This is a genomic window from Methanocorpusculum vombati, from assembly GCF_026891935.1.
GTDB lineage: Archaea > Halobacteriota > Methanomicrobia > Methanomicrobiales > Methanocorpusculaceae > Methanocorpusculum > Methanocorpusculum vombati.
Genome location: NZ_JAPTGC010000016.1, coordinates 1 through 23,261, shown reverse-complemented (window position 1 = coordinate 23,261; position 23,261 = coordinate 1). Strand labels below are relative to the sequence as shown.

Annotated in this window: 30 protein-coding genes; 11 read left to right on the top strand and 19 right to left on the bottom strand. The window is 53.9% G+C overall.

Translation table 11 applies throughout. From position 1 onward, the window contains the following. Positions 1–504 precede the first annotated feature (504 nt). Both O0S09_RS08935 and O0S09_RS08930 read left to right on the top strand, forming a co-directional pair. Complete coding sequence (locus O0S09_RS08935; protein ID WP_338148516.1) at positions 505–1,194, top strand: YczE/YyaS/YitT family protein; 690 nt, start codon at positions 505–507, stop codon at positions 1,192–1,194. A gap of 375 nt (positions 1,195–1,569) precedes the next feature. Then, on the top strand, positions 1,570–2,439 hold the full coding sequence (locus O0S09_RS08930) for a type IV pilin N-terminal domain-containing protein (protein ID WP_268923627.1): 870 nt from the start codon (positions 1,570–1,572) through the stop codon (positions 2,437–2,439). A gap of 379 nt (positions 2,440–2,818) precedes the next feature. Here the strand turns inward: O0S09_RS08930 and O0S09_RS08925 are convergent, their stop codons facing one another. From O0S09_RS08925 to O0S09_RS08845, 17 genes are all read right to left on the bottom strand, one after another. Next, positions 2,819–4,006: an MFS transporter gene (locus O0S09_RS08925; protein ID WP_268923626.1), complete on the bottom strand. Its 1,188-nt coding sequence runs from the start codon at positions 4,004–4,006 to the stop codon at positions 2,819–2,821. A 249-nt stretch (positions 4,007–4,255) separates the two neighbouring features. Continuing rightward, entirely contained in the window at positions 4,256–4,720 is a 465-nt protein-coding gene (locus O0S09_RS08920; RefSeq protein ID WP_268923625.1) for a 4Fe-4S dicluster domain-containing protein, read from the bottom strand. 1 nt (position 4,721) lies between these two features. Next, positions 4,722–5,723, bottom strand: a complete 1,002-nt coding sequence (locus tag O0S09_RS08915; RefSeq protein WP_268923624.1) for a respiratory chain complex I subunit 1 family protein — start codon at positions 5,721–5,723, stop codon at positions 4,722–4,724. Then, positions 5,720–6,946, bottom strand: a complete 1,227-nt coding sequence (locus O0S09_RS08910; RefSeq protein WP_268923623.1) for a hydrogenase large subunit — start codon at positions 6,944–6,946, stop codon at positions 5,720–5,722. Before O0S09_RS08910 ends, O0S09_RS08915 begins: the two co-directional genes overlap by 4 nt. Continuing rightward, complete coding sequence (locus tag O0S09_RS08905) at positions 6,947–7,537, bottom strand: NADH-quinone oxidoreductase subunit C (RefSeq protein WP_268923622.1); 591 nt, start codon at positions 7,535–7,537, stop codon at positions 6,947–6,949. Further along, entirely contained in the window at positions 7,534–7,971 is a 438-nt protein-coding gene (locus O0S09_RS08900; protein WP_268923621.1) for an NADH-quinone oxidoreductase subunit B family protein, read from the bottom strand. The genes O0S09_RS08905 and O0S09_RS08900 overlap by 4 nt, the downstream gene beginning before the upstream one ends. Beyond that, positions 7,968–8,309 carry a membrane-bound hydrogenase complex subunit MbhI gene (gene mbhI, locus O0S09_RS08895; protein WP_268923620.1) on the bottom strand — a complete coding sequence of 114 codons (342 nt, stop codon included), beginning with the start codon at positions 8,307–8,309 and terminating at the stop codon, positions 7,968–7,970. Before mbhI ends, O0S09_RS08900 begins: the two co-directional genes overlap by 4 nt. Beyond that, complete coding sequence (locus O0S09_RS08890) at positions 8,306–9,883, bottom strand: proton-conducting transporter transmembrane domain-containing protein (RefSeq protein ID WP_268923619.1); 1,578 nt, start codon at positions 9,881–9,883, stop codon at positions 8,306–8,308. Before O0S09_RS08890 ends, mbhI begins: the two co-directional genes overlap by 4 nt. Then, the gene (locus tag O0S09_RS08885) at positions 9,880–10,227 is read right to left on the bottom strand and encodes a sodium:proton antiporter (RefSeq protein ID WP_268923618.1); all 348 of its coding nucleotides are present in this window, start codon (positions 10,225–10,227) and stop codon (positions 9,880–9,882) included. Before O0S09_RS08885 ends, O0S09_RS08890 begins: the two co-directional genes overlap by 4 nt. Further along, on the bottom strand, positions 10,224–10,751 hold the full coding sequence (locus O0S09_RS08880) for a Na(+)/H(+) antiporter subunit B (RefSeq protein WP_268923617.1): 528 nt from the start codon (positions 10,749–10,751) through the stop codon (positions 10,224–10,226). The genes O0S09_RS08885 and O0S09_RS08880 overlap by 4 nt, the downstream gene beginning before the upstream one ends. 1 nt (position 10,752) lies before the next feature. After that, the gene (gene mbhE / locus O0S09_RS08875; RefSeq protein ID WP_268923616.1) at positions 10,753–11,028 is read right to left on the bottom strand and encodes a hydrogen gas-evolving membrane-bound hydrogenase subunit E; all 276 of its coding nucleotides are present in this window, start codon (positions 11,026–11,028) and stop codon (positions 10,753–10,755) included. Position 11,029: 1 nt separating this feature from the next. Beyond that, entirely contained in the window at positions 11,030–11,296 is a 267-nt protein-coding gene (locus O0S09_RS08870) for a hydrogenase subunit MbhD domain-containing protein (protein WP_268923615.1), read from the bottom strand. Next, positions 11,293–11,673, bottom strand: coding sequence for a monovalent cation/H(+) antiporter subunit G (mnhG, locus tag O0S09_RS08865; protein ID WP_268923614.1), 381 nt, complete (start codon positions 11,671–11,673; stop codon positions 11,293–11,295). Before mnhG ends, O0S09_RS08870 begins: the two co-directional genes overlap by 4 nt. Continuing rightward, complete coding sequence (locus O0S09_RS08860) at positions 11,670–11,930, bottom strand: cation:proton antiporter (RefSeq protein WP_268923613.1); 261 nt, start codon at positions 11,928–11,930, stop codon at positions 11,670–11,672. The genes mnhG and O0S09_RS08860 overlap by 4 nt, the downstream gene beginning before the upstream one ends. Continuing rightward, the gene (locus O0S09_RS08855) at positions 11,927–12,466 is read right to left on the bottom strand and encodes a Na+/H+ antiporter subunit E (RefSeq protein WP_268923612.1); all 540 of its coding nucleotides are present in this window, start codon (positions 12,464–12,466) and stop codon (positions 11,927–11,929) included. The genes O0S09_RS08860 and O0S09_RS08855 overlap by 4 nt, the downstream gene beginning before the upstream one ends. Positions 12,467–13,187: 721 nt before the next feature. Then, complete coding sequence (locus O0S09_RS08850; RefSeq protein ID WP_268923611.1) at positions 13,188–13,793, bottom strand: hypothetical protein; 606 nt, start codon at positions 13,791–13,793, stop codon at positions 13,188–13,190. A gap of 5 nt (positions 13,794–13,798) precedes the next feature. Next, on the bottom strand, positions 13,799–14,149 hold the full coding sequence (locus tag O0S09_RS08845) for a hypothetical protein (protein ID WP_268923610.1): 351 nt from the start codon (positions 14,147–14,149) through the stop codon (positions 13,799–13,801). A 330-nt stretch (positions 14,150–14,479) separates the two neighbouring features. Here O0S09_RS08845 and O0S09_RS08840 point away from each other — a divergent pair, with 330 nt between their 5' ends. From O0S09_RS08840 to O0S09_RS08830, 3 genes are all read left to right on the top strand, one after another. Further along, complete coding sequence (locus O0S09_RS08840; protein WP_268923609.1) at positions 14,480–15,268, top strand: type IV pilin domain-containing protein; 789 nt, start codon at positions 14,480–14,482, stop codon at positions 15,266–15,268. Between the two features lie 93 nt (positions 15,269–15,361). After that, on the top strand, positions 15,362–15,676 hold the full coding sequence (locus O0S09_RS08835) for a hypothetical protein (protein ID WP_268923608.1): 315 nt from the start codon (positions 15,362–15,364) through the stop codon (positions 15,674–15,676). An 842-nt stretch (positions 15,677–16,518) separates the two neighbouring features. Next, positions 16,519–17,679, top strand: a complete 1,161-nt coding sequence (locus O0S09_RS08830; RefSeq protein ID WP_268923607.1) for an aldo/keto reductase — start codon at positions 16,519–16,521, stop codon at positions 17,677–17,679. 205 nt (positions 17,680–17,884) lie between these two features. Here the strand turns inward: O0S09_RS08830 and O0S09_RS08825 are convergent, their stop codons facing one another. Further along, a complete protein-coding gene (locus tag O0S09_RS08825; protein WP_268923606.1) occupies positions 17,885–18,280 on the bottom strand; it encodes a winged helix-turn-helix transcriptional regulator in 396 nt (131 codons plus the stop codon). A gap of 283 nt (positions 18,281–18,563) precedes the next feature. On the opposite strand from O0S09_RS08825, the gene O0S09_RS08820 reads away from it, so the two are divergent. The 6 genes from O0S09_RS08820 to O0S09_RS08795 all read left to right on the top strand — a co-directional run bounded on the left by O0S09_RS08820 (position 18,564) and on the right by O0S09_RS08795 (position 22,935). Then, complete coding sequence (locus O0S09_RS08820; protein ID WP_268923605.1) at positions 18,564–19,223, top strand: flavodoxin; 660 nt, start codon at positions 18,564–18,566, stop codon at positions 19,221–19,223. Positions 19,224–19,262: 39 nt separating this feature from the next. Then, on the top strand, positions 19,263–19,736 hold the full coding sequence (locus O0S09_RS08815) for a flavodoxin (RefSeq protein ID WP_268923604.1): 474 nt from the start codon (positions 19,263–19,265) through the stop codon (positions 19,734–19,736). A 23-nt stretch (positions 19,737–19,759) separates the two neighbouring features. Next, positions 19,760–20,296, top strand: a complete 537-nt coding sequence (locus tag O0S09_RS08810) for a flavodoxin family protein (RefSeq protein WP_268923603.1) — start codon at positions 19,760–19,762, stop codon at positions 20,294–20,296. Positions 20,297–20,307: 11 nt separating this feature from the next. Next, the gene (locus O0S09_RS08805) at positions 20,308–20,832 is read left to right on the top strand and encodes a cyclophilin-like fold protein (RefSeq protein ID WP_268923602.1); all 525 of its coding nucleotides are present in this window, start codon (positions 20,308–20,310) and stop codon (positions 20,830–20,832) included. Between the two features lie 10 nt (positions 20,833–20,842). After that, on the top strand, positions 20,843–21,379 hold the full coding sequence (locus O0S09_RS08800) for a flavodoxin family protein (RefSeq protein ID WP_268923601.1): 537 nt from the start codon (positions 20,843–20,845) through the stop codon (positions 21,377–21,379). 380 nt (positions 21,380–21,759) lie between these two features. Then, on the top strand, positions 21,760–22,935 hold the full coding sequence (locus tag O0S09_RS08795; RefSeq protein ID WP_268923600.1) for an aldo/keto reductase: 1,176 nt from the start codon (positions 21,760–21,762) through the stop codon (positions 22,933–22,935). Between the two features lie 88 nt (positions 22,936–23,023). Here the strand turns inward: O0S09_RS08795 and O0S09_RS08790 are convergent. Then, positions 23,024–23,261: hypothetical protein (locus O0S09_RS08790; protein WP_268923599.1), on the bottom strand; the 238-nt coding region annotated here is incomplete at its 5' end.

Genomic DNA, 23,261 nt, shown 5'->3' with positions numbered 1-23,261 from the left:
ACCAGCTTCGCGAGCATTTTTAGCTGCGTTTGCGACAGCAACGAGCAGCCGCCCGGCTCCGGGCGGGCGAGAGCAGCGTTAAGAAAATGCGACGAGCGAAGGCGACCCACGAAGTGGGGAGCGGAGCAAGACCTCCGGGCTTGCGACTCAGCGCCGTTAGGCGCATCTGCGAAATCTCGCGTTCTCTTTTCCCATTCTGCCCACTCACCACTAACTCACCTACCATTTCCAGAAAAAAGGGGTTGTTAGAAATTTTCAGGATTTTTGGAACTAAGCGGTAAGAGGTGCTGTACCGAAATTCGTTTATTGCCTACGAATGATCGTCATTGTTCAAATTTCAGCCCACGGAAGACACGAAAGACACGGAAGTAACAACATCACGGAATCCTAAATTAATCTGTTTCCGTAGTTTTCTTGTATACTCCGTGATGTTGAAAATTTCTGTGTGTTCGGTGTTTTCCGTGGGATGATCAGGAATAACGGTGTAACGCCGCCGCAAGAAGAATCCCCAAATACTTTTCCTGCGAATATATACCCACGCAACCGAGAACAGTTTATTTCAAATTAGCCCGAAAATATGGTGTTTTCATATTCGGGCTCTTTATTATGGCTACAGGCATTGCCCTGTCGATTCGTGCGGATATGGGGATTACGCCGATCTCGAGTCTGCCGTATGTGGTGAGTCTCGGGGTGCCGCTGACGGTGGGGATGCTGACGATTCTGCTGCATGCGGGTTTTCTGGTCATTGAGTTTCTGCTGATGCCGCGGGAGTTTGAGGCAATCCAGCTGCTGCAGCTGGGTGCTGCGGTGGTGTTCGGGGTGTTTATTGATCTGGTGCTTGCAGGTCTTGTCTGGCTGGTGCCGGGCAGTTATCCGGAACAGGTGCTGCTGGTTGTGGCAAGTTGTGTGCTGCTTGGGATCGGTATCTGTTTTGAGGTGGCGCCGAATGTGCTGATGATGGCAAGCGAAGGTATGCTTACGGCGGCGGTCCGCAGGTTTCATGTGGAGTTCGGGACCGTGAAGGTTCTGCTGGATGTGGGGCTGGTGGTGCTTTCGGTTGTGCTGTCGCTCGTGATGTTTTCAACGGTGTACGGGGTACGGGAAGGAACGGTGATTGCAGCGGTGCTGGTGGGTATCTGTGTGAAGCTGTTCAAGCTGCCGGTATATGCAATAGCGCGGCGGTTCATCGGCTGAAAATAGTTTGGGAGAAAAAAAGGCAGTGGCGGGCAGGTGCGGGTTCATCATCTGCCGGAGGGTTCATGCCATATTTTTTTCTGAGATGATGATGCAGCACAGAGACGATTGTGAGAAAGTCCGCGCATGTTCTATACTCTGAGAGTAGGATATAATCCATTATAAAACTATTCCGGATGATTTCACTATGAACCGGATTCTTTTTCAATATTTCTTCCGGAGATGCATGCCGGCTGAGGATACGGGAAGATCAGTTTCCCCCAAATATATCCGGAAAACTGCCAACATCCGAAAAATTGTTGTCGGAAATTCCTCATGAAGTCCTGAAATTTCCGCAGTCATTGTATCCTACTCTCATAGGATACTATATGTCAGATGAAATACACGTCCGAGGGGCGAGCTGATATGATTGTACAGAAGAAGGAAAATGCCGTATCTCCCGCAATTGCAACAGTACTGCTTGTGTTGATGACCGTGCTGATTGCGGCAGTGATTGCGGTGGTGGTTACCGGGATGGCCGGAGACCAGACGAATTATGTGGTGGGACTGACGGCAGACCCTGCGCAGTCCGGCGGAAATGTGACGGTAACGTTGTACGGAGGAAAGGATCTGCCGAATCTGGTGAAGGCCGAGGTGATCGATGCAGGTTCGGCGAAGGGTGAGTTTGTGGAGGTATGGAAAGGCGCGGCGGGTACGGCACTGACAGGTGTTCCGCTCGTCGCCGAAAGCGTTGCCCGGCCTGAAGAGGATCGTGCGGAGTATGCTACCCGTATTCTGACGAAGGGAACGTTCGCGGACGGGACGGAGCAGGTGCTGCTGGAGCGGGCGGTCACGTTCAGGGGTGTTCAAAGCGTGGGGGAGGAGAGCGAGGAGCCGAAAGAACCTGTGATTGAACCACCAGTTCCAGATGCAAAGGATATTGGAACATATATTGATACTGAGCATTTACTGGAGAATGGGAAAAAGAATGGGAATAGTGTCTCTATATCAATTAAGACAAAGGAAGTTGAGGGATATAAGATAACAGTGACAGATGAAGAGAACAACGTGTTGAAACATAGCACAGATACTACGAATGTAAATGTATTCACGATAAATTTGGGAAAGATAGACAGCAGCGATGGGTCCCAGAAAAAGATAACCATTTCAGTAGTAAAAAAGGAGGATAGTACATCTGTTGTCACAAAAAAATATACGGTGACACGTAGCGGGAATACAGTAACAATCACTCCATCAGACACGTGAGGCAACCAACGTTTGGTTATCTACATGCAGACGAGCCGGGAAAAATCCTTCCCCCCATACACGACTCTTTTTTTCTGCCAACCTTGTGCCAACTATCTACCAGGTGAAAAACACCATATTCACACCAAAACAACAAAACACCCACGCAGCAAAGCGTACGCCAACCTGCCAACCTAAAACGATATCCGCATTCCCATACACAGCTGAAACATCTCCCCAGCAGCCCCAGAGAGATCGGAGCAGATCACCCCAAAGGTTGGCAGGTTGGCGTAAAGGAATATACTCGCTTCAAATCAGAAAATACAAAATATACTCAGAGAACAACCTGACAGAAAGTTGGCAGAAGGCCGGCAGCAGTCACTGCCGCCCCGCCGGGAAATTACTCCCGGGGGCATCTCCGCAGAAGAAACGCCCCCGCCAGATACACCACCCCGATCACCGCACTCACTGCACCCGCCGCAAAAAACATCCCGCTGTACGACCCGACAGCAGCCACCACCGGTGCTGCCGCTATGGGCGCAAGGAACTGCCCCAGATTAAACCCGATCGCATACACCCCCATTGCAAGTCCCATCGAAACCGGACTGGTCACCGTCGCAATCCACGTAGGCAGCGTCGGCGTCATAATCCCGATGCCGAACCCCTGAAGAGCAGTCCCGGCCAGCAGCAGCGGCAGGGCTGCCGTCACTCCGATCAGCATCATACCGGCCGCCATACACAAAAATGCGAGAAAAATCGTCACATCCCGGGAAAGATACCGGATAATGAACCGTCCGTAAAAAATCCCCGGAATCGCCGACACCAGACCCCCTACACCGATCAGCAGACCAGCATACGCCGCGGAAAAACCAAAACCATCCGCAAGCGAAGACATATACGTAGGAGTGATAAAGTAGATGATCTCCGTCAGTAGAATCAGAAGAAAGATCACAAACAGCACCGGCTTATTCAGTTTTGCACCCGCCGCCCTTTTCTCATACTCCTCATGAACCGGCTCCCGAATCGTCACAATAACCCCGATCAGAATCACGATACCGATCAGATACAACAGGAACGGTGCACGCCCGCCGCCAAACACCGTAAAAATCCCGCCGGACGTCTCCAGAATCAGCCCGCCGATACCAAACGCCGCAGCCTGATACCCGAGAATCTTCGCCTTCTCCGCACCCGGATAATACTCCGCAATCAGTGCGGTCGTTGACGTAAGAATACCTCCGATACCAAACCCGAGAATAACCCGGCTCACCAGAATCATCGGAAGCGTCGGAAGGAAATATCCCGCCGCACCCGCGACCACAAACAGCACCAGTGAAATACACAGCGTCGGTTTTCTGCCGATTCTATCGGTGATCCCGCCGATGAAAAATCCGGAACAGGCAACCGCCAGCGCCGGAAGCGTCACAATCATCCGCACAAGCGTATCGGAATACTCCGAAAACTCCGCACACAACTCCTGAATAGCCGGAGCAACCGCCGCCCCGCCCATCAGAATCAGCATCGACGCAAACAGCAGGAAAAACACCGTGCCCTTCGTTACCGTACTCCGGGATTTTGCCGTCTGCATCATACAACATCTCCACGCATGAAAAATACTCTCATTCTTATCAGTCCATCCGCCCGAGCACAGATCCGGCATCAGCAGAAAAGTTCTGTTTCCTCATCGAGGCAACTTTTTATTCGATTTGCGATTGCCGGGTATATTCTTTTCGGTGTTTTGGGCGTTGCCCAGAAATTCGTTGCTTGCCTCTGAATGATCGGCACCGATCAAATTTTCACCCGCAGAAAAAACGAAACACACGGAAAAAAAGAAAAAAAATTATTCCACAATCTGACTCTCGGCAAACCGATCCTCGGTCGCAAGCAGAAACTCACTGCTCATCGACAGCGCATTCCGGGAACAGATATCCGTACACTGCCCGCAGAAGATACAGTTCGCCACATAAATCCGGACACGCTTTTCCTTCTTCACCTTCGCAGAAACGTTGCCCTCCGCATCGGTCACGGAAACCGTCACCGGCGGATAGACCACCTGCTCAATCGCATGCGCAGGACAGACCTTCAGGCACAACCCGCAGCCGTTACACGCTGTCCGGTCATACACAATCTTTCCGCGGAACGCCGGAGGTGTTGCAACCGGCGGAGTAATTGCCGCTTTGCCTTCCGCAACCGAACCGAGAAAACCCGTGATCGACTTCGGCAGACGCAGCGCCGGGAACAGATTCGTCACCGGCTTTTTCACCGACTGCATCAGAATTTCCTTGAACATCGGAAGTCCCGCCATCTCAGATCGCCCCCAGAAGAACCGCATCCGCCATCATCAGAATAACCGCAAGAGCGCCGAGAACACCAAGCACCAGCCAGTACAGACCGACGACCTGCGTAATCCGGAACCGGGCCATCATCGTTCTGACGACCGTCACCGACACAATTACCACAAACAGCACCTTCACAAGGAAGAACACGAGGTCCGCGATCCCCGCCGCTGCACCCGTAAGGCCGAGGAACGGCGAAAGATTCCACGGCAGCAGCAGAATAATACCGAACGCCGACATGGCAACCATCTTCACCGCCTGTGACAGCGTAAAGAGACCGAGATTTTTCCCCGAGTACTCCACCAGAATACCGCCCGCAAGCTCCGTCTCCGCCTCCGGCGAATCGAACGGAATCTTCGACAGCTCACCGGGCGTAACCCAGGCCATCATCACCAGCAGGATAAGGAGCGCAAGCATACCGAGCGGGCCGACCACATCCCAGACCGAAGTCTGCATCAGCGTCAGCATCGAAAACGGATCGGCAACACCCGCCGCCATCAGCCGCCACGCAATCGCGATCACCGCAACTGCAAGCGGCAGCTCATACGCAATCATCGACACCATCTCACGCTGGGCACCCACCGTTGCATACGGCGAACCGGACGCAAAACCGCCGATAACAAGAGCAAGCGAAGGGATGATCAAAAGATACAGAACCAGAATCACATCCCCGAACTCCCCTAAGACCGGTGCAAAGCTGCCGAACGGAAGATACAGAAGAATCGCAATCGCAGACGCTAACGCAACGATTGGCATCGCATGAAACAGCCAGGGAATCGCGTTTGCCGGAACAATATTCTGCTTTGCAAGCAGTTTGCGCACATCCGTAAACGGCTGAAGGAGCGGCGGGCCGACCCGTGCCTGCATCCGGGCAACAACCCGGCGGTCGATACCGGAAAGAATCAGACCGAACGCAATGGCAAGAATCGCAAGAACAATCGTTCCGCCGACTGCACCAAGAACCGGATTCATGCCCGCATCCTCCGCGTCTTCTCATACGACATCCGCGTCAGCTCCTCCTTGGTGAAGATCTTCGTCTTACCTGCATCCGCATCCGTAATCGCCACGCGATCCGTACACGACAGACACGGATCAACCGAGGCCACGATGATCGGAATATCCGCAAGCTGGGCCCCTTTCAGAATCAGCGGCCAGACATGCAGATTACTGTACGAAGACGCCTTCACCTTCCAGGCAACCGGAGCCTCCGCCTTATCCAGGGCAACGTAGTGCAGACACTCGCCGCGGGGGGCTTCATGACGGCCAACAGCTTCGCCCTCGGCCTTCTTGCATGCCGCAAGAATCTTTGCCACCTTCTCCTCCCAGAGAACAGGGCCGGCTGGCATATTTGCCAGACACTCCTCAATAATCCCGACCGACTGGGCAATCTCAAAGATGCGGACAACGATGCGATCATACGTATCGCCGTTCACCTCCGTCCCGTAAGCCGTCGGCATGACTGGCTTCAGGTCAAGATCGCCGTAGGCCGCATACGGATAATCCACACGGAGATCCGCCGTGCAGCCCGAAGCCCGCGCCGTAGGCCCGACCGTGGAGTATGCCATCGCCTTTTCGAACGAAAGAAGACCGGTTCCCTTGCAGCGGGCGTTGATCACCGCATCCTCAAGGAACAGCGTCTTCAGCTTCCCGAACAGCTCCTTGTAACTGGCAAGACACTTCCTGATCTGCTCATGCTGGACCTCCGTAATATCGCGGCGGACACCGCCTATCTGGATGATATCATAGTTCACGCGGTTGCCGGTGATGCACTCAATTGCATCCATCGCCTCCTCGCGGACACGCCACGCCAGATAGAACAGCGTATCAAATCCGAGTTCGTGCGCCGCAACACCCGCCCAGAGCAGGTGGGACTGAATACGCTCGAACTCCGCAATGATCGTCCGCACATAATCAGCACGCTCCGGAACCGTGATATCTGCGATCTGCTCAACCGCCCGTGCAAACGCAAGCGAGTGGGTCACACCGCAGATACCGCAGATGCGGTCCGTCAGGTGGACAATCTGTACCGGATTGCGGGAAAGACCCATCCACTCGATACCGCGATGCGTCTGGCCGGGCGTGAAATCCGCCGAAACAACCTCTTCGCCCACAACCGTCAGCTCAATGTGAACCGGCTCTTTTAAGGCCGGATGGATCGGGCCGACCGGCACAATATAGGGAGCTTTCTTTGCCATTTACTCCTCACCCCCGTCAAGCGGTGCCGGAGGACGCCCGGCAGGGCGTCCGCAGGCCCACAGATCCTTGATCATCGAATCCGGAATCTTCTTGTCATCTTTTCGGAGAGGATACACATTGTCCGGGAAGTCCTGCGGCAGGAAGAACTTGTGCGCCGCAGGGGCAAGACCATCAATGGTGATTCCGAGATACTCCGTCTTTTCACGTTCCGTAAACGCCGCACCTTCCAGCAGATCCGTAATCGTCGGAAGACGGGCATCCGCCTTGGACACGTCCAGCGAAAAGATCACCATGCACTCGGAAGCAGGGACGCCTCCGTAGATCGAGAAGATGTACTGCACACGCAAATCAGGCGAATCAGCACCTTTGTCATACCCTGCAATACAGGAGAGATGCGGATACCAGATCTGCATCAGCGCCTCAACCGCGGCATGCACCGCATCGCGCTGAATCGTAATCCAGATGTTGGCGTTCTCCCGCTTCTCCTTTCCCTCCGCTCTGATCTGAATGCGGGAATCGATCACCGCACTCCCGAGCGCCGCCGTCAGGCGTTCAGCGACCGCTTCCGGCGGAAGAATTTCGTCCGTCATTGTTTGGCACCTCCTTGGAGTCTTTCAAGCTTTGCAATCGCGGTCACCACTCCCTGAATGATCGCCTCCGGCCGCGGGGCACAGCCCGGAACATAGACGTCCACCGGAATAATCTGATCGATCGGACCTGCGAGATTGTAGGAGGTACTGAACACCCCTCCGGACTGACCGCAGGTACCGACCACCATGACCACCTTCGGCCCCGGCATCTGGGCATACACCCGCCGCAGCCGGTCGGCCATCTGGTTCGTAACAGGACCCGTAACGAGCAGTACATCAGCATGACGCGGAGACCCGACAAGTTTCACGCCGAACCGTTCCGGATCGTATCGGGGCGTAAGGGTTGCCACAATCTCAATATCACAGCCGTTACATGAGCCGCTGTTGAAATGGAACACCCACAGCGACCGGTTCAGTGACGTTGTCAGCTTCATACGAGGATCACCACCACGAAGAGAATCACAACCCCAATCAGGAACCAGGAGACATAATCGGTCACGATTCCCGAATGCAGCGGAATGAGCCGGTCATAGTAGGACTTCAGTGCTGCCGTAAATCCCCAGTACATGTTGCCGGCACGAATATGGACCGCTCCCTTCTCCGGCTCGGCATTTCCGGACAGGTACGGAGCGGTAGTCTCGCAGTTCTCCTCCTCATAGTCCGCCTCGCCGCATCTCCAGATGAGCCAGGAGAAGAGGAGCGCAACCGCAATGACGATAAGCCAGATCAGCGGATTCCAGAATCCGAATCCGGTTACAACTGTTCCAATCATAATCCGCCTCCAAGAACCGAGAGAATATACTGTCCCTGATGCAGCAGTGCATCAGCGGCAGGCGTAATCAGCGTGTCAACCACGAGGTCGGGCACCAGACCGAATGCGACAACAAACACGGCAAGAATTGCCATGCCCGCAAGCATCCGCTTCGGCACCTCCCGCACGCCCGCATACTCCGGGAGTTCCGGTCCCATAAAGACCGAGTGGAACACCTTCATGAAGGAAGCGAGAGTTAGGATACTCACCACCATGGCAATGATCGCGATTGCCGGATTGAACGCAAACGTGGACTCGTAGATCATCAGTTTTGAGGCAAAGCCGTTGAACGGCGGAATGCCTGCAATGGCGAGAGCACCGATTAAGAAGAAGATCATCGTCCACTTCATTTTGTGGCCGAGACCTCCCATCTCGTTCAGGTTCCACACGCCGGTACGGTAAATCACCGCACCGACCGCGAGGAACAGCAGTCCCTTGTACATCGCGTGGTTGATGATGTGGAAGAGACCTCCCTCCATTGCCATCTGGCCGAACGCATTTGTAAGGGTCACGTCGCCGAGCACGGCGAGGGCAACACCCACACCGAGCAGCATGTAGCCGGTCTGGGAAACCGCATGATACGAGAGCAGCCGTTTGATATCCTTCTGCGGGATTGCCATCGTAACCCCGATGAACATCGAAAGAACACCAAGGATAATCACAATCCACCCCACGGTCGCGGAGGTAAAGACACCGCCGTAGACCGAGAACAGAATCCGGAACATTCCGTAAAGACCTGCCTGACTTGCGACGATCATCAGCGCCGTCACGCCTGACGGCGCGACAGAGTAGGCGTCTGGCGTTGCAAAGTGGAACGGCACGGCTCCCGCCTTGGTTGCAAGTCCTGCGATGAAGAGGACCAGTGCCAGCAGGTTCAGCGTTGTCAGGGTCAGACTGCCTGCAATGACCGCCATGTTGAGCGAGTTGTACTGCGCATACAAAAGACCGATCGCAAACAGGATCATCAGACCGCCGACGGTGTTGACGATTAAGTACTTCAGTGCGCCTTCCGCGGCAAGTCCGCCGTTGCGGTGATACGCAATTAACGCCGAAGCCGCAAGCGAGTTGATCTCCAGGAAGACGAAGAAGTTGAACATATCGCCGGTTGAGACCATGCCGAAGACTCCCGCGACCAGCAGGAGGTAGAGGGCATAGAACTCGGATCGGGAACTGCGTCTGCTCTGCGAGACCGTGAGGTAGAGGATCACCGCAAACGAAACGATTGCCGCGGAGATGAGCATGAACGCCCCGAATCCGTCGATGTTGAAGAGGATGCGGATGGGAATGCCGCCCGAATCAACCGGTACTGCTCCCGTTCCGGGAGCAGCACCGAACACATAGACGATTGCACCTTTGGCATACACCTGTGCTGCGAGCAGCAGGGCAACCGCGGACGCGGCAAAGGATGCAAGGATCACCCATGCATCCCGGATCTTCGGCAGGAATCTGCCGAAGACCGGAGTGAGAAATGCGCCGAACAGGGGCACTGCAATCAGCAGTGCCGGAAGGTTTGCGAGAAGAACATCTGCGTTCATTCCTTGAGCCTCCGCATTTCATTGGCGTTCACGGTACCGTACTTCTTGTAGATGAGCATCACAAAGACCAGCATCAGTGCGGTTGTCGCAACGCCGATAACGATGTTCGTTAAGGTCAGCGCCTGCACGGTCGGCATGACCATGATCGGGTCTGCCGGGGCGCTCGTGAAGATCGGCGCAATGCCGTCCTCACGATAGCCGAGGCTGACCAGAAAGAGGTTGACCGCCCCTTCGAGGATGCCAAGGCCCATGATCATCTTGATCATGTTGCGCTTCAGAAGAATCATCGCAAAGGCGATGCCTATCAGCAGGGCAACCGCGATGAACGGAAGGTTTGCAATCATGGCAGTTCTCCCTCCTCCGTCTGGGCGAAGTTGTGCGGCTCGGCATCGTCCTCTTCTTTGGTGGTCTCTTTGAGTCCGGCAAACATGTAGAGGAGAACGACCGACAGACCGCCGAAGACTTCAATGCCGACAGCGAAGTTCAGCACCGGAATAATTCCTGCGGTAAACAGGTCGCCTGCGTTTACGCCGTAGGCAACAGCGTTGCCGAACAGGCCGCCGCTTGCGTTGAGCCAGTTGAAGAAGAAGGAGGAGGCAAGGACCAGGCCTGCAAGTGCGGTGCAGATGAAGAGGATAAGACCTGCCGACTCAATGAGTTTGAAGTTCTTTGCCTCGATGAAATGCTCCATACACTCGCGGTAGTAGTAACAGACGAGAACGAGGGCTACGCCGGTTGCTATCACTGCTCCGCCCTGGAATCCTCCGCCGGGCGAAAGGTGGCCGTGGGCTACGATGTAGAAGCCGAAGATGAAGATGAACGGAACGAGCAGGCGTCCTGCGGTTCGTCCGATAAGTCCGGTAACCATGTTAGTGTGTCCTCCTGAAAAACATCGCTACACCGAGAACGGCGATGAACAGCACGGTGGCTTCTCCGAGGGTGTCGAAACCGCGGAAGTCGAACACGATTGCGGTTACCACGTTGTTGGACCCGGTCTGTTCCTGCGAGTGGTCAATATAGTACTGATCGGTTGCGGATGCGAGCGGGTGACCGAACGAGAGGCCGAACGCCGGAAGCAGCAGGATAAGCGTGACTGCGATGATTAAAAAGATCGCAAGTTTTGGCGGGACTGAGCACCGTGCCATGTTACTCGCCCTCCTCGCGGGTTGTTCCGCGAATGGCGATGATGAGAATGGCGGTGGATATTCCTGCCCCGATTGCGGCTTCCGCAATTGCGACGTCCGGTGCCTGTAGAATAAAGAACTCCAGCGCCAGAAGGAAGCTGAACGCGGCAAACGCGATTGCTGCGGCGATGAGGTCTTTTAAGTAGAAGACGGCAACCGCACAGAGAATCATGGCGGCAAGGAAGAGGATGTGCAGAACCACGTAGTAGGAGGGGAAGAGTTCGATCATCTGCGTGCCTCCTCCTGGGCCATCATCTTGGGTTCGTCCTCTTCGAGGGCGTCGATTACGTGTACTTTCGGGGTGTTGCCGCTCCGGTACGCACTGCGGGCGATGGCATGCGTTGAGGTGGTTGCGGTGACAACGACGACAACGAGTGCCAAGAGGACGTGTGCGCCGTAGTTGAACCAGGCTGCGTCGCCCGCAGCCCAGAGTGTGTACGCATACAGGAGTACGGCAAGTCCCGCAAACAGTACGCCGAAACTTCCGACAAGTCCTGCGGCGTGGATTCTTGTGTAGAAGTCCGGGAACCGGAAGAGTCCGATTACCCCGAGGATGCTGAAGACGAGCGACAGCAGGACAAGGATGATGATTACCGTTTCGATCATTCGAGATCACCTCTGATGAGTTTTGCGACGTAGAGTGTGCCCACAAAGGAGAGCAGGGCGTACACGATTGCGACGTCGATGAATCCGGGCTGCGCAAAACGAATCGAGAGGAGGATCATGATGATGACGACGAGTGCGTTGATGACGTCAAGCGCAAGCATCCGGTCGGCGTTGGTGGGGCCAAGCCACATCCGAACTCCGCATGCGAAGATGAGGAGGACGAAGATGATTGATGCGATCAGGAAGATGTCGATCATTCGGTGATCCTCCGGATCCATTTGGCGAGGTCGAGTCGGGCAAAGATTTTGCCGGACTCCATGGTCTTCTGCGGGGCATCGCCGACGTCGAGGCAGTGGATGTACATCTCGCGGGTTTTTTCGTTGATGTCAACGGTTGCGGTTCCCGGCTGGAACGTGATGGATGCGGAGAGCAGGAGTGCTCCGGCATCCGTTTTCAGGCCGGGCGTGAGTTTGACAATGCCCGGACGGATGTTTCTGCCGGTGAGGATCTTCCATGCAACGGTCAGGTTTGCGATAATCAGTTCGATTACAAACGGAATGATATAGACAGCAAGCAGCAGCCAGCGAAGGGGGTTGGCCATGGTGTAGCGTTTTCCCTGCCAGAGCTTGCGGCATAGCAGCCCGGTAATAATCGAAAGGATTAGTCCAATAATGAGTTCGGGTACGGACCAGAGGAGAATCGAGTTGGTTTCCCCGGCACTTCCTATGGATAAGACCAGATAGATGATGAATGCGGCGATTGTTGCCGATAAGAAAGGAACGATGCTTTTCATCGATGCTACCGTCCTTCTGTGGTTGTGTTCATCTGTTTGTTCATACACACCTCCCTACACGGTAGGGTTTCTGCGGGTCATCTCCGGACCTGCATCTATTATAATAGTGTGTCTGAGCAATTAAGGTGTGTGCTCCGTGAGGCTGAGGCGTTATCTCTTCTGCGGCGGGGTGGACGGGGGAAGGTATTGTGTGTTCCGTGGTCACCCAGAACAAAACCAGAGCCAAGGTATGGTTTATTCGGATAATTTTTGATCATGCGGGTGAGATACGTTTCAGACTGTTGGAATAAAGCCGGCCATCCCTATTCCGGTTTCTGAAAACATATCTCACATGCAGTAGTACGGGCGGTGAATGATATAATGAGGTGAGGAACAACGTCCGATGAGAAAACACCCGGAAAATATCCAGTATTTTCGGTCAAAATCTCCCGCCCCGATATCACGCCGTGAAGGCACGGTGTTTTCGGGAAGGGAAGATGCCCACCCCCTCCCGGTTCGGCCCCGGGTCGCGGTATATGGAGCTCAATAAAATCCCGCAGGAGATCGTATGTCCGGGAGGATGTTTTTGCCGTTTTTACTCCGCACCGGGTTAAGATACAAGGATATCATTGAGAAACGAGGTGTCGGGAAGAGGGGTACATTCTTTCCCCCATGATTTTTCCCGGATAGCGGGGGGTAAAACAGGCCGTATAAACGGTATTTTCCCCAGTATCAGGCAAATTCAGGGACGGGGACCATCCGGGGCGGAAACAGCCGGGTGGGTGAGTCCCCGGATGAGGAGAGTAATTCCGGCAAGGATGCTCGCGGCAAAGGAGATGCAGAGAAGAACAGATACCGTGTCGGTGACGGGAATGATTCCCAGAATCCACAGGAGGGTGCTGAGGATCAGTGATGCCGGGGAGATGATCGCAAGGAGTCGGGGAACGTGCCAGGGACGGTCTGTATGAGGTATTACCAACCATACAGGGAGGTAGAGGAGTTGGAGGAACGGATTAAGGAAGACAATAACGAGGTAGATGATGGTGAAGAGGGAAGACATGCTGCTGCCGAACATGGGGGTGAGGAAGAGCATCAGCGCGGCAACGCCTATCGGGATTATGCTGAGGATGAGGTAACGTTTGGGCAGTCTGCGGATTTCGCGGTACATCCAGCATCCTGCGGCAGGGAGGAGGAGGAACAGCAGGGCGACTGCGTAGAGGAGATAGGTAAGTGCGGGAACTGCGTTTGGCTGAAGGTTTGTTACCATGAAGCTGAGTATGATGAGCGGCGGGAAGTACAGGAGGGAGATGAGGGCAACGCTGAGCCGGGCGGTTTGTGTCTGATTCATGGTGTTTACGCTACAATTTTGAGAATCTGGTAGTACGTTCCGTTCCAGTATACGGGACCTCGGTAGGCGGAGAATATTTCGGCACCTTTCGCGTTGCTGATATGCGGTCCGGAGAGTCTCATGATGACAAAGGGATTATCGGTGACGGGAATCTGTTGCTGCTGTTCTATGAGAGTTTTGAGGATGGGGTGCTTGATAAAGTCCTCTTCGGTGAGGTTTACAGCTGACGTGGTGGCTCCGATCGGATAGGCGCTGAGACTTCCGTCCGAAGATGCAAAGAGATACTGACCGCCGATAAAGCAGCCGGAAAGGATGATGACGACTGCAAGAAGGAGTATGATGCTTTTCTTTTCCATGGGGTTATTCCGCTCCGTAAGACAATAGCGGAATATCGGCGGGAACAGTATATATGAATTGTGGACAAAGTGTCGTCAGGTCTGTGGGGTTCTGCTGTCAGTACTGTGATATGATCATTTCCCGTGAGATGGATAGCGAGGATTTCATCTGGTTTTTCCGGATAAACAGGAGGAGAGGGAGGGAATCACTCCTGCGATCGTATTTTTCACACCAGCATTGCACTCACCCTTTCCACCTACCAAACTCGATTGTTTTTTTTTGTCAATTCACATACAATAAAGACAACTAACTTATTATGGATCGAGTGGGAATAGTATTATAGAAATACCATGTGTTCTCCCTCATCTCAGGACGCAGCCGTTTCTCCCACTATCGGGACGATTCTGCTTGTTGCCCTTACAGTTGTCTTAGTTGCGGTTGTGGCAGTAGTGGCGCTGGGACTTGCGAACGGAATGTTCGACACGAAACAGGTCGGCCTGACACTTGAACCGTACGGTATCGCAAGCGAATCGGAGCGCGGCGTCTCCTTAACAGTCCATGGAGGAGCGGATGCGGGCGATCTGATCGCGCTCTCGGCATCCCTGAACGGACCTGAGCTGGTCTCCCGGGAAACCGGGAAATCTTCTGTGGAAAATCCTGTGATCGGGACGGGCTACCTGTTTAAGGTGGAAGAAACAGGGGAGACGATTACGTCAAAACGTGCGGATAAGGACGTGTATCTGACGACAAGGCACATTCTGCCCGTACCCCAGACAGACTACTTTGTCACCGTTACAGGAAAATTTCGCGACGGAACGGATCAGATGCTGCTGGTGCAGAGAGTAACCCTTCCGGCAATCTCCGAACAGGGGAGAATTTATGCTGAGGGTGGTATCGTAATCGATGACTACCAGTTCACGGATAAGGGAGGGAATAGATATCCCGGACATGGATTTACCCTACAGTTACCTGACAGTGCTGATCCCAATAAAGTGACATTTGAGGTATATGACAAGAGTCAGCTGAAGGGTAAACTATCTGTTGGACAGGGTCTTACAAAGTCTGAGAATAAGGATGCGAACGGTAATATCGTGTCATATTCTTATGATATCAATCCGGCGATATCCGGGGAAAAATAGAGTGAGACCCCGTTCCCTGATACAGATACGTATTGGGCATTGGGTGCACTGAGTGGGACTGTAACTGTTTCTGATGAGAACGGTAATCAGGTCATGACACAGGGTAATGTTCAGATCTCTCCCCGTGTTAATATGTTTGAATCTCCAGATGTGTCAGGAAAGATCACAGTAGACAACAACAATAAATTATCTATCAAGGACTTACAGGGAATTACATCAAGTAATTACTACTTCACTCTCCAAGGATCGGAAGATAAGATTGAATATAGTAATCTGGCTAGTTTAAAGGGACAGGAAAAGATCATCGAAGCCTACGCCAGAGACGACAAGATTAAGACAAATACAGGAGGTACTACTCGTCTCTGGTACAAAGTAGGTTCCGTCAATGTCGACGATCTCCTTGGATAAACAACCTCCTAATCCTTTTTTCCCACTGATCCCTTCCCGCAGTATCTCTCATTCCTCCGATCATCTATACGCTAACAGTGTGATGTGACGAAAAGATTTAGTATATTTCTCCGGAACGTTTTTTTTTTCTGGAAATTGTAGGTGAGTTAGTGATGAGTGGACAGAATGCGAAAAGAAAACACGAGATTTCGCAGATGCGTCGCTTTGCGCCGCTGAGTCGCAATTCCGGAGGTCTTGCTCCGTTCCCCCTTTCGGGGTCGCCTTCGTTCATCGCATTTTCTTAACGCTGCTCTCGCCCGCCCGGAACCGGGCGGTTGCTCGTTGCAATCGCACGGCAGAGCCGTGCTCCACTCCCCACTTCGTGGGTCGTTATCGCAAGCGCAGCTAAAAATGCTCGCGAAGCTGGTGCAGGATAAGGGATGAGTGGGAGCTTCGCGAGCATTTGCCGTCGCGCTTGCGATAGCAACGCCGCCCGCCCAGCTCTGGGCGGGATGGCGAGCGACGAGGAGCAAATGCGATGAGCGAAGCAGCGGCGCGAAGCGACGCATCTGCGTTATCTGCGTTTTCTTTTCGTACTCTGTCCACTCATCACTAACTCACCTACAATTTCCTGAAAAAAACGTTCCGGAGAAATATACTAAATCTTTTCGTCACATCACAGCACGTATCACACATCACGGCCTATTTTCCAAAAAAGATCAGCCATACACGTTCATCACATCACCGCAGAGATCCCGTCCCGGTATCAGGAATGTGGGAAAGTATCATCTCTGTTCCTGCCTCCTATATTACTTGCATCCGCGAACGTATAGGAGAACGAACACATACCTGCGTGAGAACATATGAAGTATAGAAATCTTGGAAGTACCGGCCTTGTCGTAAGTGAGATAGGTCTCGGGGCCGAATGGCTGGAACGCCGCAGCAAAGAAGAAGTACAAGAAATCATCGACCTCGCCGAATCCTGCGGGATCACCATTCTCGACTGCTGGATGTCGGAACCAAACGTCCGCACCAATATCGGTGCGGCGATTGCCGGAAGGCGGGACCACTGGATTATTCAGGGACACATGGGTTCCACCTGGCAGAACGGCCAGTACGTCCGCAGCCGGGACATGGAAAAAGTCCGCGAAGCATTTTCCGATCTGCTCGCACGACTCCAGACGGAGTATATCGATCTCGGCATGATTCACTACGTCGACGAGATCGCAGACTACCGCAGCATCATGGAAGGGGAATTCATCGAATACGCCCGTGAACTCAAAAAGACCGGCATCATCCGCCATCTCGGCATGAGTACCCACAACCCCGCGGTCGCGAAACTGGCTGCACTCTCCGGCGAAATCGAAGTAATCCTGTTCAGCATCAACCCTGCCTTTGATCTCCTGCCCGCAACCGAGGACATCAACACCTATTTCGCAGAAACATACGATGATTCACTCGGCGGTATTGCCCCGGAACGCGAAGAACTGTACCGGATCTGTGAACAGCGCGGCGTCGCTCTCACGGTGATGAAAGGCTACGGCGGGGGACGTCTCTTTTCCCAAGAGACGTCGCCGTTCGGTGTCGCCCTCACGCCCGTCCAGTGCATCCACTACGCCTTAACGCGGCCTGCGGTCGCAAGCATCATGGTCGGCTGCACCACCCCTGACGAAGTGAAAGCGGCGGCGGCCTACGAAACAGCAACGGAAGAGGAGAAGGACTACGCAACCGTTCTCGCCCATGCCCCGCACCACGCCTACTTCGGACAGTGTACCTACTGCGGTCACTGTGCCCCGTGTCCCTCCGGCATCGACGTTGCAATGGTAAACAAACTGTATGACCTTGCCGTGATGCAGGACCATGTGCCCGCCTCCCTTCGTGCACACTACCGCGATCTCTCCGCCACGGCGGATGACTGTATCGCGTGCGGAGGATGTGAAAAGCGGTGTCCGTTCGGCGTCCCGGTTACGGAACTGATGAAAAAAGCGGCAGTACTGTTCGGACATGCAGAGGACAGTAATTAGGAGGAAAGTAGCAGAATTTGGTGCAAACTTCTTCGTTATGTTCTTAATATTTGCCGGATATCCCGGGCTGCTGCAGTGGTGGAATACCCGGGCAGGTCCAGACTCCGGCAAAAAGAAAGACTTCCAGTGAAAACCGGCGTTGTCCATTCAATCGGGAACACCGAGATATTTTTCCGGAAAAAAGATGCGAACGCTGTCCGGGAGATTACTGCTGTTCGCAGTTTGCCGTCCCTTCACACTCGGCTTCGCAGTTGTGTTCCAGCTGGTCGGCCATATTCTGACATCCCCACGTGCACAGCTGATCGAGGATAGGCATAAGGGACCGGCCTTTTGCGGTAATCGCATACTCCACCTTCGGCGGAACCTCCGGATATACCGTGCGGGAGATGAGGCCGCTCTCCTCCATCTCGCGAAGTTCTTTGGTCAGCATCCTCTGGGTGATCCCGTACTCCATGCCGTTCAGAATCTGGCTGTATCGCAGTGTTCCTCCCTCCAGCTGATAGAGAATCAGGGCCTTCCACTTGCCGCTGATGATACTCACCGCAGCATCAATGCCCGTCATATATTTCGGCTTTTTCTCACCTGCCGCAGAATCGTCCATGTCTATATGTTTGCGGGAACGCGGGAAATATATTGCGACGGGAGGAGGCCGTGAGCTTTGGTTCGGCGCTCACGGGAGTTTGCGGAAAGCATGTACCCGGTACCGCAGCATATCCGGATCCGAATGTGCGGACAGGTTTGACCGATCTTTCATCCTTTTTTAGAAAATGCATCGCAATGATTGGTTAGTATCATGTTTGTGCGCATTACACATCCCTGTTTCTGCGTCCTATATTTTTACGGGAGACAAAATTATCTGCAGAAAAAAACAGGTTGTCTCTTTCATGAAAAACGTACTCCTCCTCACACTTGCTGTCCTGGCGCTTGCCGCAGTGTTTACGGCAGGATGCGTCAGCAGTCCGTCAGAACCGGTTCCGGAAACTGCGGCGCCGACACAGACTGCCGTTACTCCGGCGGCTGAACAGACCGTGACAGTTGTACCGAATGCTACCGGCGGGAATGGGGCTGACCGGAAAATTCTGATCGCCTACTTCAGCCGTACCGGCAACACGGAAACAGTTGCACACATGATCGCAGAAGAAACCAGAGGAACCCTCTTTGAGATTGTGCCGGAGACTCCCTACCCTGAAGAGTACAGTGCCTGCACAACCATTGCCCAGCAGGAGCAGAACGACAATGCCCGTCCGGCACTCGCAACCCATGTGGAGAACATGGACGAGTACGAGGTGATCTTCGTCGGCTATCCTATCTGGTGGGGAACTATGCCCATGATGTTGTTCACGTTCCTTGAAGAGTATGACTTCGATGGAAAAACGATTGTGCCGTTCTGTACCTCCGGCGGAACCGGACTCGGCCGCAGTGTTTCCGACATCAGAACACTCTGTCCGAACGCGATCGTGGCGGACGGGTTCACGGTTGGCGGCAGCAGTGCCGCAACTGCCCAAGACCGCGTGGCGGACTGGATTGCAGGGCTTGACCTGTAATGCAAATCCCGGACGAAAATAATTCCAAGGTGATATTATTTGACCAAAAACCTCATCGTGTACTACTCACATTCTTCCCATACTGCAAACCTTGCAAAGATGATTCAGAAACTTGCAGGCGGAACACTGTGTGAACTTATCCCCAGAGATTCCTATCCGTCCGTGTACCGGGAGCTGGTGGATCAGGCAAAAAAGGAGATCACCTCCGGATACCTGCCGGAGCTGAAGGTTCCGGCAGAGTCCGCAGAGTCCTATGACATCATCTTTCTCGGAACGCCGAACTGGTGGAGCACTCTTGCCCCGCCGGTTGCAACATTTTTGCACCGGCAGAGTCTGGCCGGCAAAACGGTTGTGCCGTTTTGTACGCACGGGGGCGGCGGGAGCGGGAGGGTGTCACAGGACATTGCAAAGCTGTGTCCGGACGCAGTACTGCGTCCCGGATTTGCTGCATACGAAAACAGCGCCAAGGAAACGGATGTGGCCGCATGGCTTGCCGGTCTTGGCGTACTCTGACAAACATGCAAGGAAACAGTATCATGAAACATATTGTAGTTATTTCAGGAAGTCCGCGGAAAGGCGGCAACTCGGATACCCTCTGCGACGAGTTCATTCACGGAGCAGTCGATGCGGGGAACACCGCGGAAAAAATTGTTCTGGCCGATAAGAAGATAGGATTCTGTACGGCATGTGACTACTGCCAGGCGAACGGCGGCGAGTGCATTCAGGATGACGATATGGCGGAGATTCTGGAGAAGCTGATCGAATGTGATGTGATTGTTCTGGCAAGTCCGGTGTACTTCTACTCGGTGGATGCCCAGATGAAGACGCTGATCGACCGCGTGTATCCGCGGTACACCGAGGTTTCCGGAAAAGAGATGTATTATATCGTGACCGCCGCGGACACGTCAGTTCCCAACATGCAGCGGACTATTGAGTGTTTCCGGGGTTTTGCGGACTGTCTGCCGGATGCAGAGGAGAAGGGGATCATCTACGGTACGGGTGCATGGGCGATGGGTGACATCAGGACACTTCCGGCCATGCAGCAGGCGTACGAGATGGGCCGTTCTGTCTGAGCGGGGAGGAGATGAAAGGTATTTTTGTTCTTGGCCTGGCTGTCGCGGTTGTGTTTCTTGCGGGTGCCGGATGCGTCAGCCCGGAGGATCCGGAGCAGCCGGATGTTTCGGCCGGGCAGCCGGCCGAAACAAAACCCCCGGCTGTGGAGACGGCAACTCCGGTCACGGGGGAGAACTCTTCTTCCCGGATACGGATGAGTTTCGATGACCGTGAGGTGATTGCAGAGCTGTATGATAATCCGGCCGCGGAGGATCTGCGGTCGATGCTTCCGCTGACGCTGACGTTCCGTGACTATAACGGAGCCGAGAAGATTGCCTATCCGCCGCGTGCTCCGGATACGGCGGACGCTCCCGCAGGCCATGATCCCGCTGCGGGGGATGTCACGCTGTATGCCCCCTGGGGAAATATTGCGATCTTCTATCACGATTCCCCCTATGCTTCCGGGCTTGTACCGCTCGGACACGTTACGTCCGGGCTGGAGAATCTGACCGCAATGAGCGGGGAGTTTTCTGCAACGATTGACGTCCTGGAGTAAGGAGAGTACGATGAGGATTACCGTACTTACCGGAAGCCCGCACCGTAAAGGAACTTCGGCGCTTCTTGCCGAGCGGTTTATTGCGGGCGCAGAGGATGCGGGGCACGAGGTGTTCCGGTTCGATGCAGCGTTTGAGGAGGTGCATCCCTGTCTTAGTTGCGGGAGATGCAGGATTGCGGGAGAGCGGTGTGTGCACCGCGATGCAATGGACAGGCTGATGCCGAATCTGCTTGCCGCAGATCTGGTGGTGTTTGCAACGCCTCTGTATTATTTCGGGATGCCGGCACCGCTGAAGGCGGTGGTTGACCGGTTTTATTCGGTTCATTATGTACTGACAAAGAACAGGAAGCGGGCGGTTCTTCTGGTGACGGCAGCTGATGGTCATGAGGAGGCGGTTGCCCCGCTTCGTTCCCACTACCAAAGGATTCTGTCGTATCTTTCGTGGGAGGATGCAGGAGTTGTTGCGGCCCTCGGCTGTTCGTCCCGGGGGAGTCTGGAGCGGACGAGGTATCCGGAGCAGGCGTATCAGCTCGGGAGATGCTGCTGATCGGTTGTGTGGTGTTTTATGACAGGGTGCGGGGGAAAATCTTTTGAAAAAATTTTGCAAAAAATTTTTGAAATTTTTTCCGGCAATATTTTTCTGGGTTTTGTCTGAACAGGAGGTACGCAGATGTACCTGCGGAACGGATGGGCATCTCACTTTTCCCTGATTTCGGAGAAATAGTTTCTCGGTTTGCGTTTTGTTGCAGTACGGTGTACAGGCGGATGGCGGGCTGAATATACGAGTGCAAAAAGTTCATGAAACGGAGGTGATGCGGTATGCGGTTGAAAATTTCTATGTATTGGATGTATCGGGTTCTTGGGAATACCGGTACAGTGCCGCGCGGACGGGAATACTCAATATGTTTCGGCGGTAATACTTGATGCATGGGAAGGAGAGAGGATACGTTTGGGAGACTGGGGTTTGGCGGTCTGCGGCTGCCGCTTACGGATGCCGGAAATCAGCAGTCGATTGATGCGGATGCACTGAATGCTTTGGTGGATCTGTTTCTTGCACGCGGATTTACGCATTTTGATACGGCATACACCTATCACGGTTACCGAAGCGAGAAGGCGATCCGCGAGGCTCTGGTACGGAGGCATCGTCGTGAGGAGTTTTCTCTGGCAACCAAGCTTGCGATGCATCATGTGAAGTGTCCGGAGGATCAGGTGCGGTTGTTTGCGGAGCAGCTGGAAAACTGTGGTGTTTCGTATTTTGATTACTATTTTCTTCACAATATCGGGGCACCGGCATATCATACAGCCTGTGCGATGGATAGTTTCGAGTTTGGTCAGCGACTGAAGCGGGAGGGGAAGATAAAGAAGTTCGGGATTTCGTTTCATGATACGCCTGAGCTGCTGGACGAGATCCTGACCAATCATCCGGAGCTGGATGTGGTGCTGCTGCAGATAAATTATCTGGACTGGGAGAGTCCGGGGATTCAGTCGCGGCGGTGTTATGAGGTTGCGAGAAAACACGGGATGCCGGTTTTTGTGATGGAACCGTGCAAGGGCGGGGTGCTGGCAAATCTGCCGAAGAGGGCGGAGCGGCTGCTGAGAGCGTTTGCGCCGGATGCGTCTCCTGCATCGTGGGCAATCCGGTTTGCTGCCGGGCTTGCAGGTGTTTCGATGGTGTTGTCGGGGATGTCAACACAGGAGCAGGTGCGGGAGAATACGTCGGTTCTAACGGAGTTTGTGCCGCTCAGTGATGCGGAGCTGTGGATTCTGGATGAGGTGGTTTCGGTTCTGCATGAGGAGCGGGAAATTCCCTGTACGGCCTGCCGGTACTGTGAAGAGGTGTGTCCGAACCGGATTGCAATTCCCGATTATTTCGGGTTATATAATAGTGCGAAACGTGATGCGGTATGCGGGTTTTCGAGTCAGTTTGTGTATTATCTGAATATTGCGGGTACACGGGGGCGGGCAAAGGAGTGTGTCTGTTGCGGCGCGTGTGAGGCGGTATGCCCGCAGCATCTGCATATTTCCAGGTATCTGAAGGAGGTGTCGGCGGAATTTGATGTACCTCCGGCATTTTTCCGGGGCGGAGGGGGGAAACAGGTGTAATGAGGGTGAGTGATTTTTGCGGGTGAGGTTTGGAGGGAGGGTATGTGGTGGTGCGGATGATACTGGCAGATGGTGAGCATACGGGTGGTCAAAGTGTCATCAGGGGAAACGAGCGGGTGTCCCGCAGGGTTGTAATGCCGCAAAAAGATTGAGTAGATTCTTCCAAAATGTTTTTTTGGAAGCTGTTGGGGGGTAAGTGGTGAGTGGGATACCTGAAAAAGAGAACGCGAGATTTCGCAGATGCGTCGCTTCGCTCCGCCAGCTTCGCTCGTCGCATTTGCTTTTCGTCGCTCGCCATCCCGCCCAGAGCTGGGCGGGCGGCGTTG

Excerpts from the sequence above, each read along its gene's own strand:
- O0S09_RS08840 (WP_268923609.1), top strand. The coding sequence starts at position 14,480 with ATGTGTTCTCCCTCATCTCAGGACGCAGCCGTTTCTCCCACTATCGGG.
- O0S09_RS08800 (WP_268923601.1), top strand. The coding sequence starts at position 20,843 with ATGAGGATTACCGTACTTACCGGAAGCCCGCACCGTAAAGGAACTTCG.
- O0S09_RS08880 (WP_268923617.1), bottom strand. The coding sequence starts at position 10,751 with ATGGTTACCGGACTTATCGGACGAACCGCAGGACGCCTGCTCGTTCCG.
- O0S09_RS08835 (WP_268923608.1), top strand. The coding sequence starts at position 15,362 with ATGACACAGGGTAATGTTCAGATCTCTCCCCGTGTTAATATGTTTGAA.
- mbhI (WP_268923620.1), bottom strand. The coding sequence starts at position 8,309 with ATGATTGGAACAGTTGTAACCGGATTCGGATTCTGGAATCCGCTGATC.
- mnhG (WP_268923614.1), bottom strand. The coding sequence starts at position 11,673 with ATGATCGAAACGGTAATCATCATCCTTGTCCTGCTGTCGCTCGTCTTC.
- O0S09_RS08930 (WP_268923627.1), top strand. The coding sequence starts at position 1,570 with ATGAAATACACGTCCGAGGGGCGAGCTGATATGATTGTACAGAAGAAG.
- O0S09_RS08830 (WP_268923607.1), top strand. The coding sequence starts at position 16,519 with ATGAAGTATAGAAATCTTGGAAGTACCGGCCTTGTCGTAAGTGAGATA.
- O0S09_RS08860 (WP_268923613.1), bottom strand. The coding sequence starts at position 11,930 with ATGATCGACATCTTCCTGATCGCATCAATCATCTTCGTCCTCCTCATC.
- O0S09_RS08870 (WP_268923615.1), bottom strand. The coding sequence starts at position 11,296 with ATGATCGAACTCTTCCCCTCCTACTACGTGGTTCTGCACATCCTCTTC.
- O0S09_RS08885 (WP_268923618.1), bottom strand. The coding sequence starts at position 10,227 with ATGATTGCAAACCTTCCGTTCATCGCGGTTGCCCTGCTGATAGGCATC.
- O0S09_RS08905 (WP_268923622.1), bottom strand. The coding sequence starts at position 7,537 with ATGACGGACGAAATTCTTCCGCCGGAAGCGGTCGCTGAACGCCTGACG.
- O0S09_RS08820 (WP_268923605.1), top strand. The coding sequence starts at position 18,564 with ATGAAAAACGTACTCCTCCTCACACTTGCTGTCCTGGCGCTTGCCGCA.
- O0S09_RS08925 (WP_268923626.1), bottom strand. The coding sequence starts at position 4,006 with ATGATGCAGACGGCAAAATCCCGGAGTACGGTAACGAAGGGCACGGTG.
- O0S09_RS08910 (WP_268923623.1), bottom strand. The coding sequence starts at position 6,946 with ATGGCAAAGAAAGCTCCCTATATTGTGCCGGTCGGCCCGATCCATCCG.
- O0S09_RS08900 (WP_268923621.1), bottom strand. The coding sequence starts at position 7,971 with ATGAAGCTGACAACGTCACTGAACCGGTCGCTGTGGGTGTTCCATTTC.
- O0S09_RS08850 (WP_268923611.1), bottom strand. The coding sequence starts at position 13,793 with ATGAATCAGACACAAACCGCCCGGCTCAGCGTTGCCCTCATCTCCCTC.
- O0S09_RS08795 (WP_268923600.1), top strand. The coding sequence starts at position 21,760 with ATGGGAAGGAGAGAGGATACGTTTGGGAGACTGGGGTTTGGCGGTCTG.
- mbhE (WP_268923616.1), bottom strand. The coding sequence starts at position 11,028 with ATGGCACGGTGCTCAGTCCCGCCAAAACTTGCGATCTTTTTAATCATC.
- O0S09_RS08855 (WP_268923612.1), bottom strand. The coding sequence starts at position 12,466 with ATGAAAAGCATCGTTCCTTTCTTATCGGCAACAATCGCCGCATTCATC.
- O0S09_RS08915 (WP_268923624.1), bottom strand. The coding sequence starts at position 5,723 with ATGAATCCGGTTCTTGGTGCAGTCGGCGGAACGATTGTTCTTGCGATT.
- O0S09_RS08890 (WP_268923619.1), bottom strand. The coding sequence starts at position 9,883 with ATGAACGCAGATGTTCTTCTCGCAAACCTTCCGGCACTGCTGATTGCA.
- O0S09_RS08920 (WP_268923625.1), bottom strand. The coding sequence starts at position 4,720 with ATGGCGGGACTTCCGATGTTCAAGGAAATTCTGATGCAGTCGGTGAAA.
- O0S09_RS08805 (WP_268923602.1), top strand. The coding sequence starts at position 20,308 with ATGAAAGGTATTTTTGTTCTTGGCCTGGCTGTCGCGGTTGTGTTTCTT.
- O0S09_RS08845 (WP_268923610.1), bottom strand. The coding sequence starts at position 14,149 with ATGGAAAAGAAAAGCATCATACTCCTTCTTGCAGTCGTCATCATCCTT.
- O0S09_RS08810 (WP_268923603.1), top strand. The coding sequence starts at position 19,760 with ATGAAACATATTGTAGTTATTTCAGGAAGTCCGCGGAAAGGCGGCAAC.
- O0S09_RS08825 (WP_268923606.1), bottom strand. The coding sequence starts at position 18,280 with ATGGACGATTCTGCGGCAGGTGAGAAAAAGCCGAAATATATGACGGGC.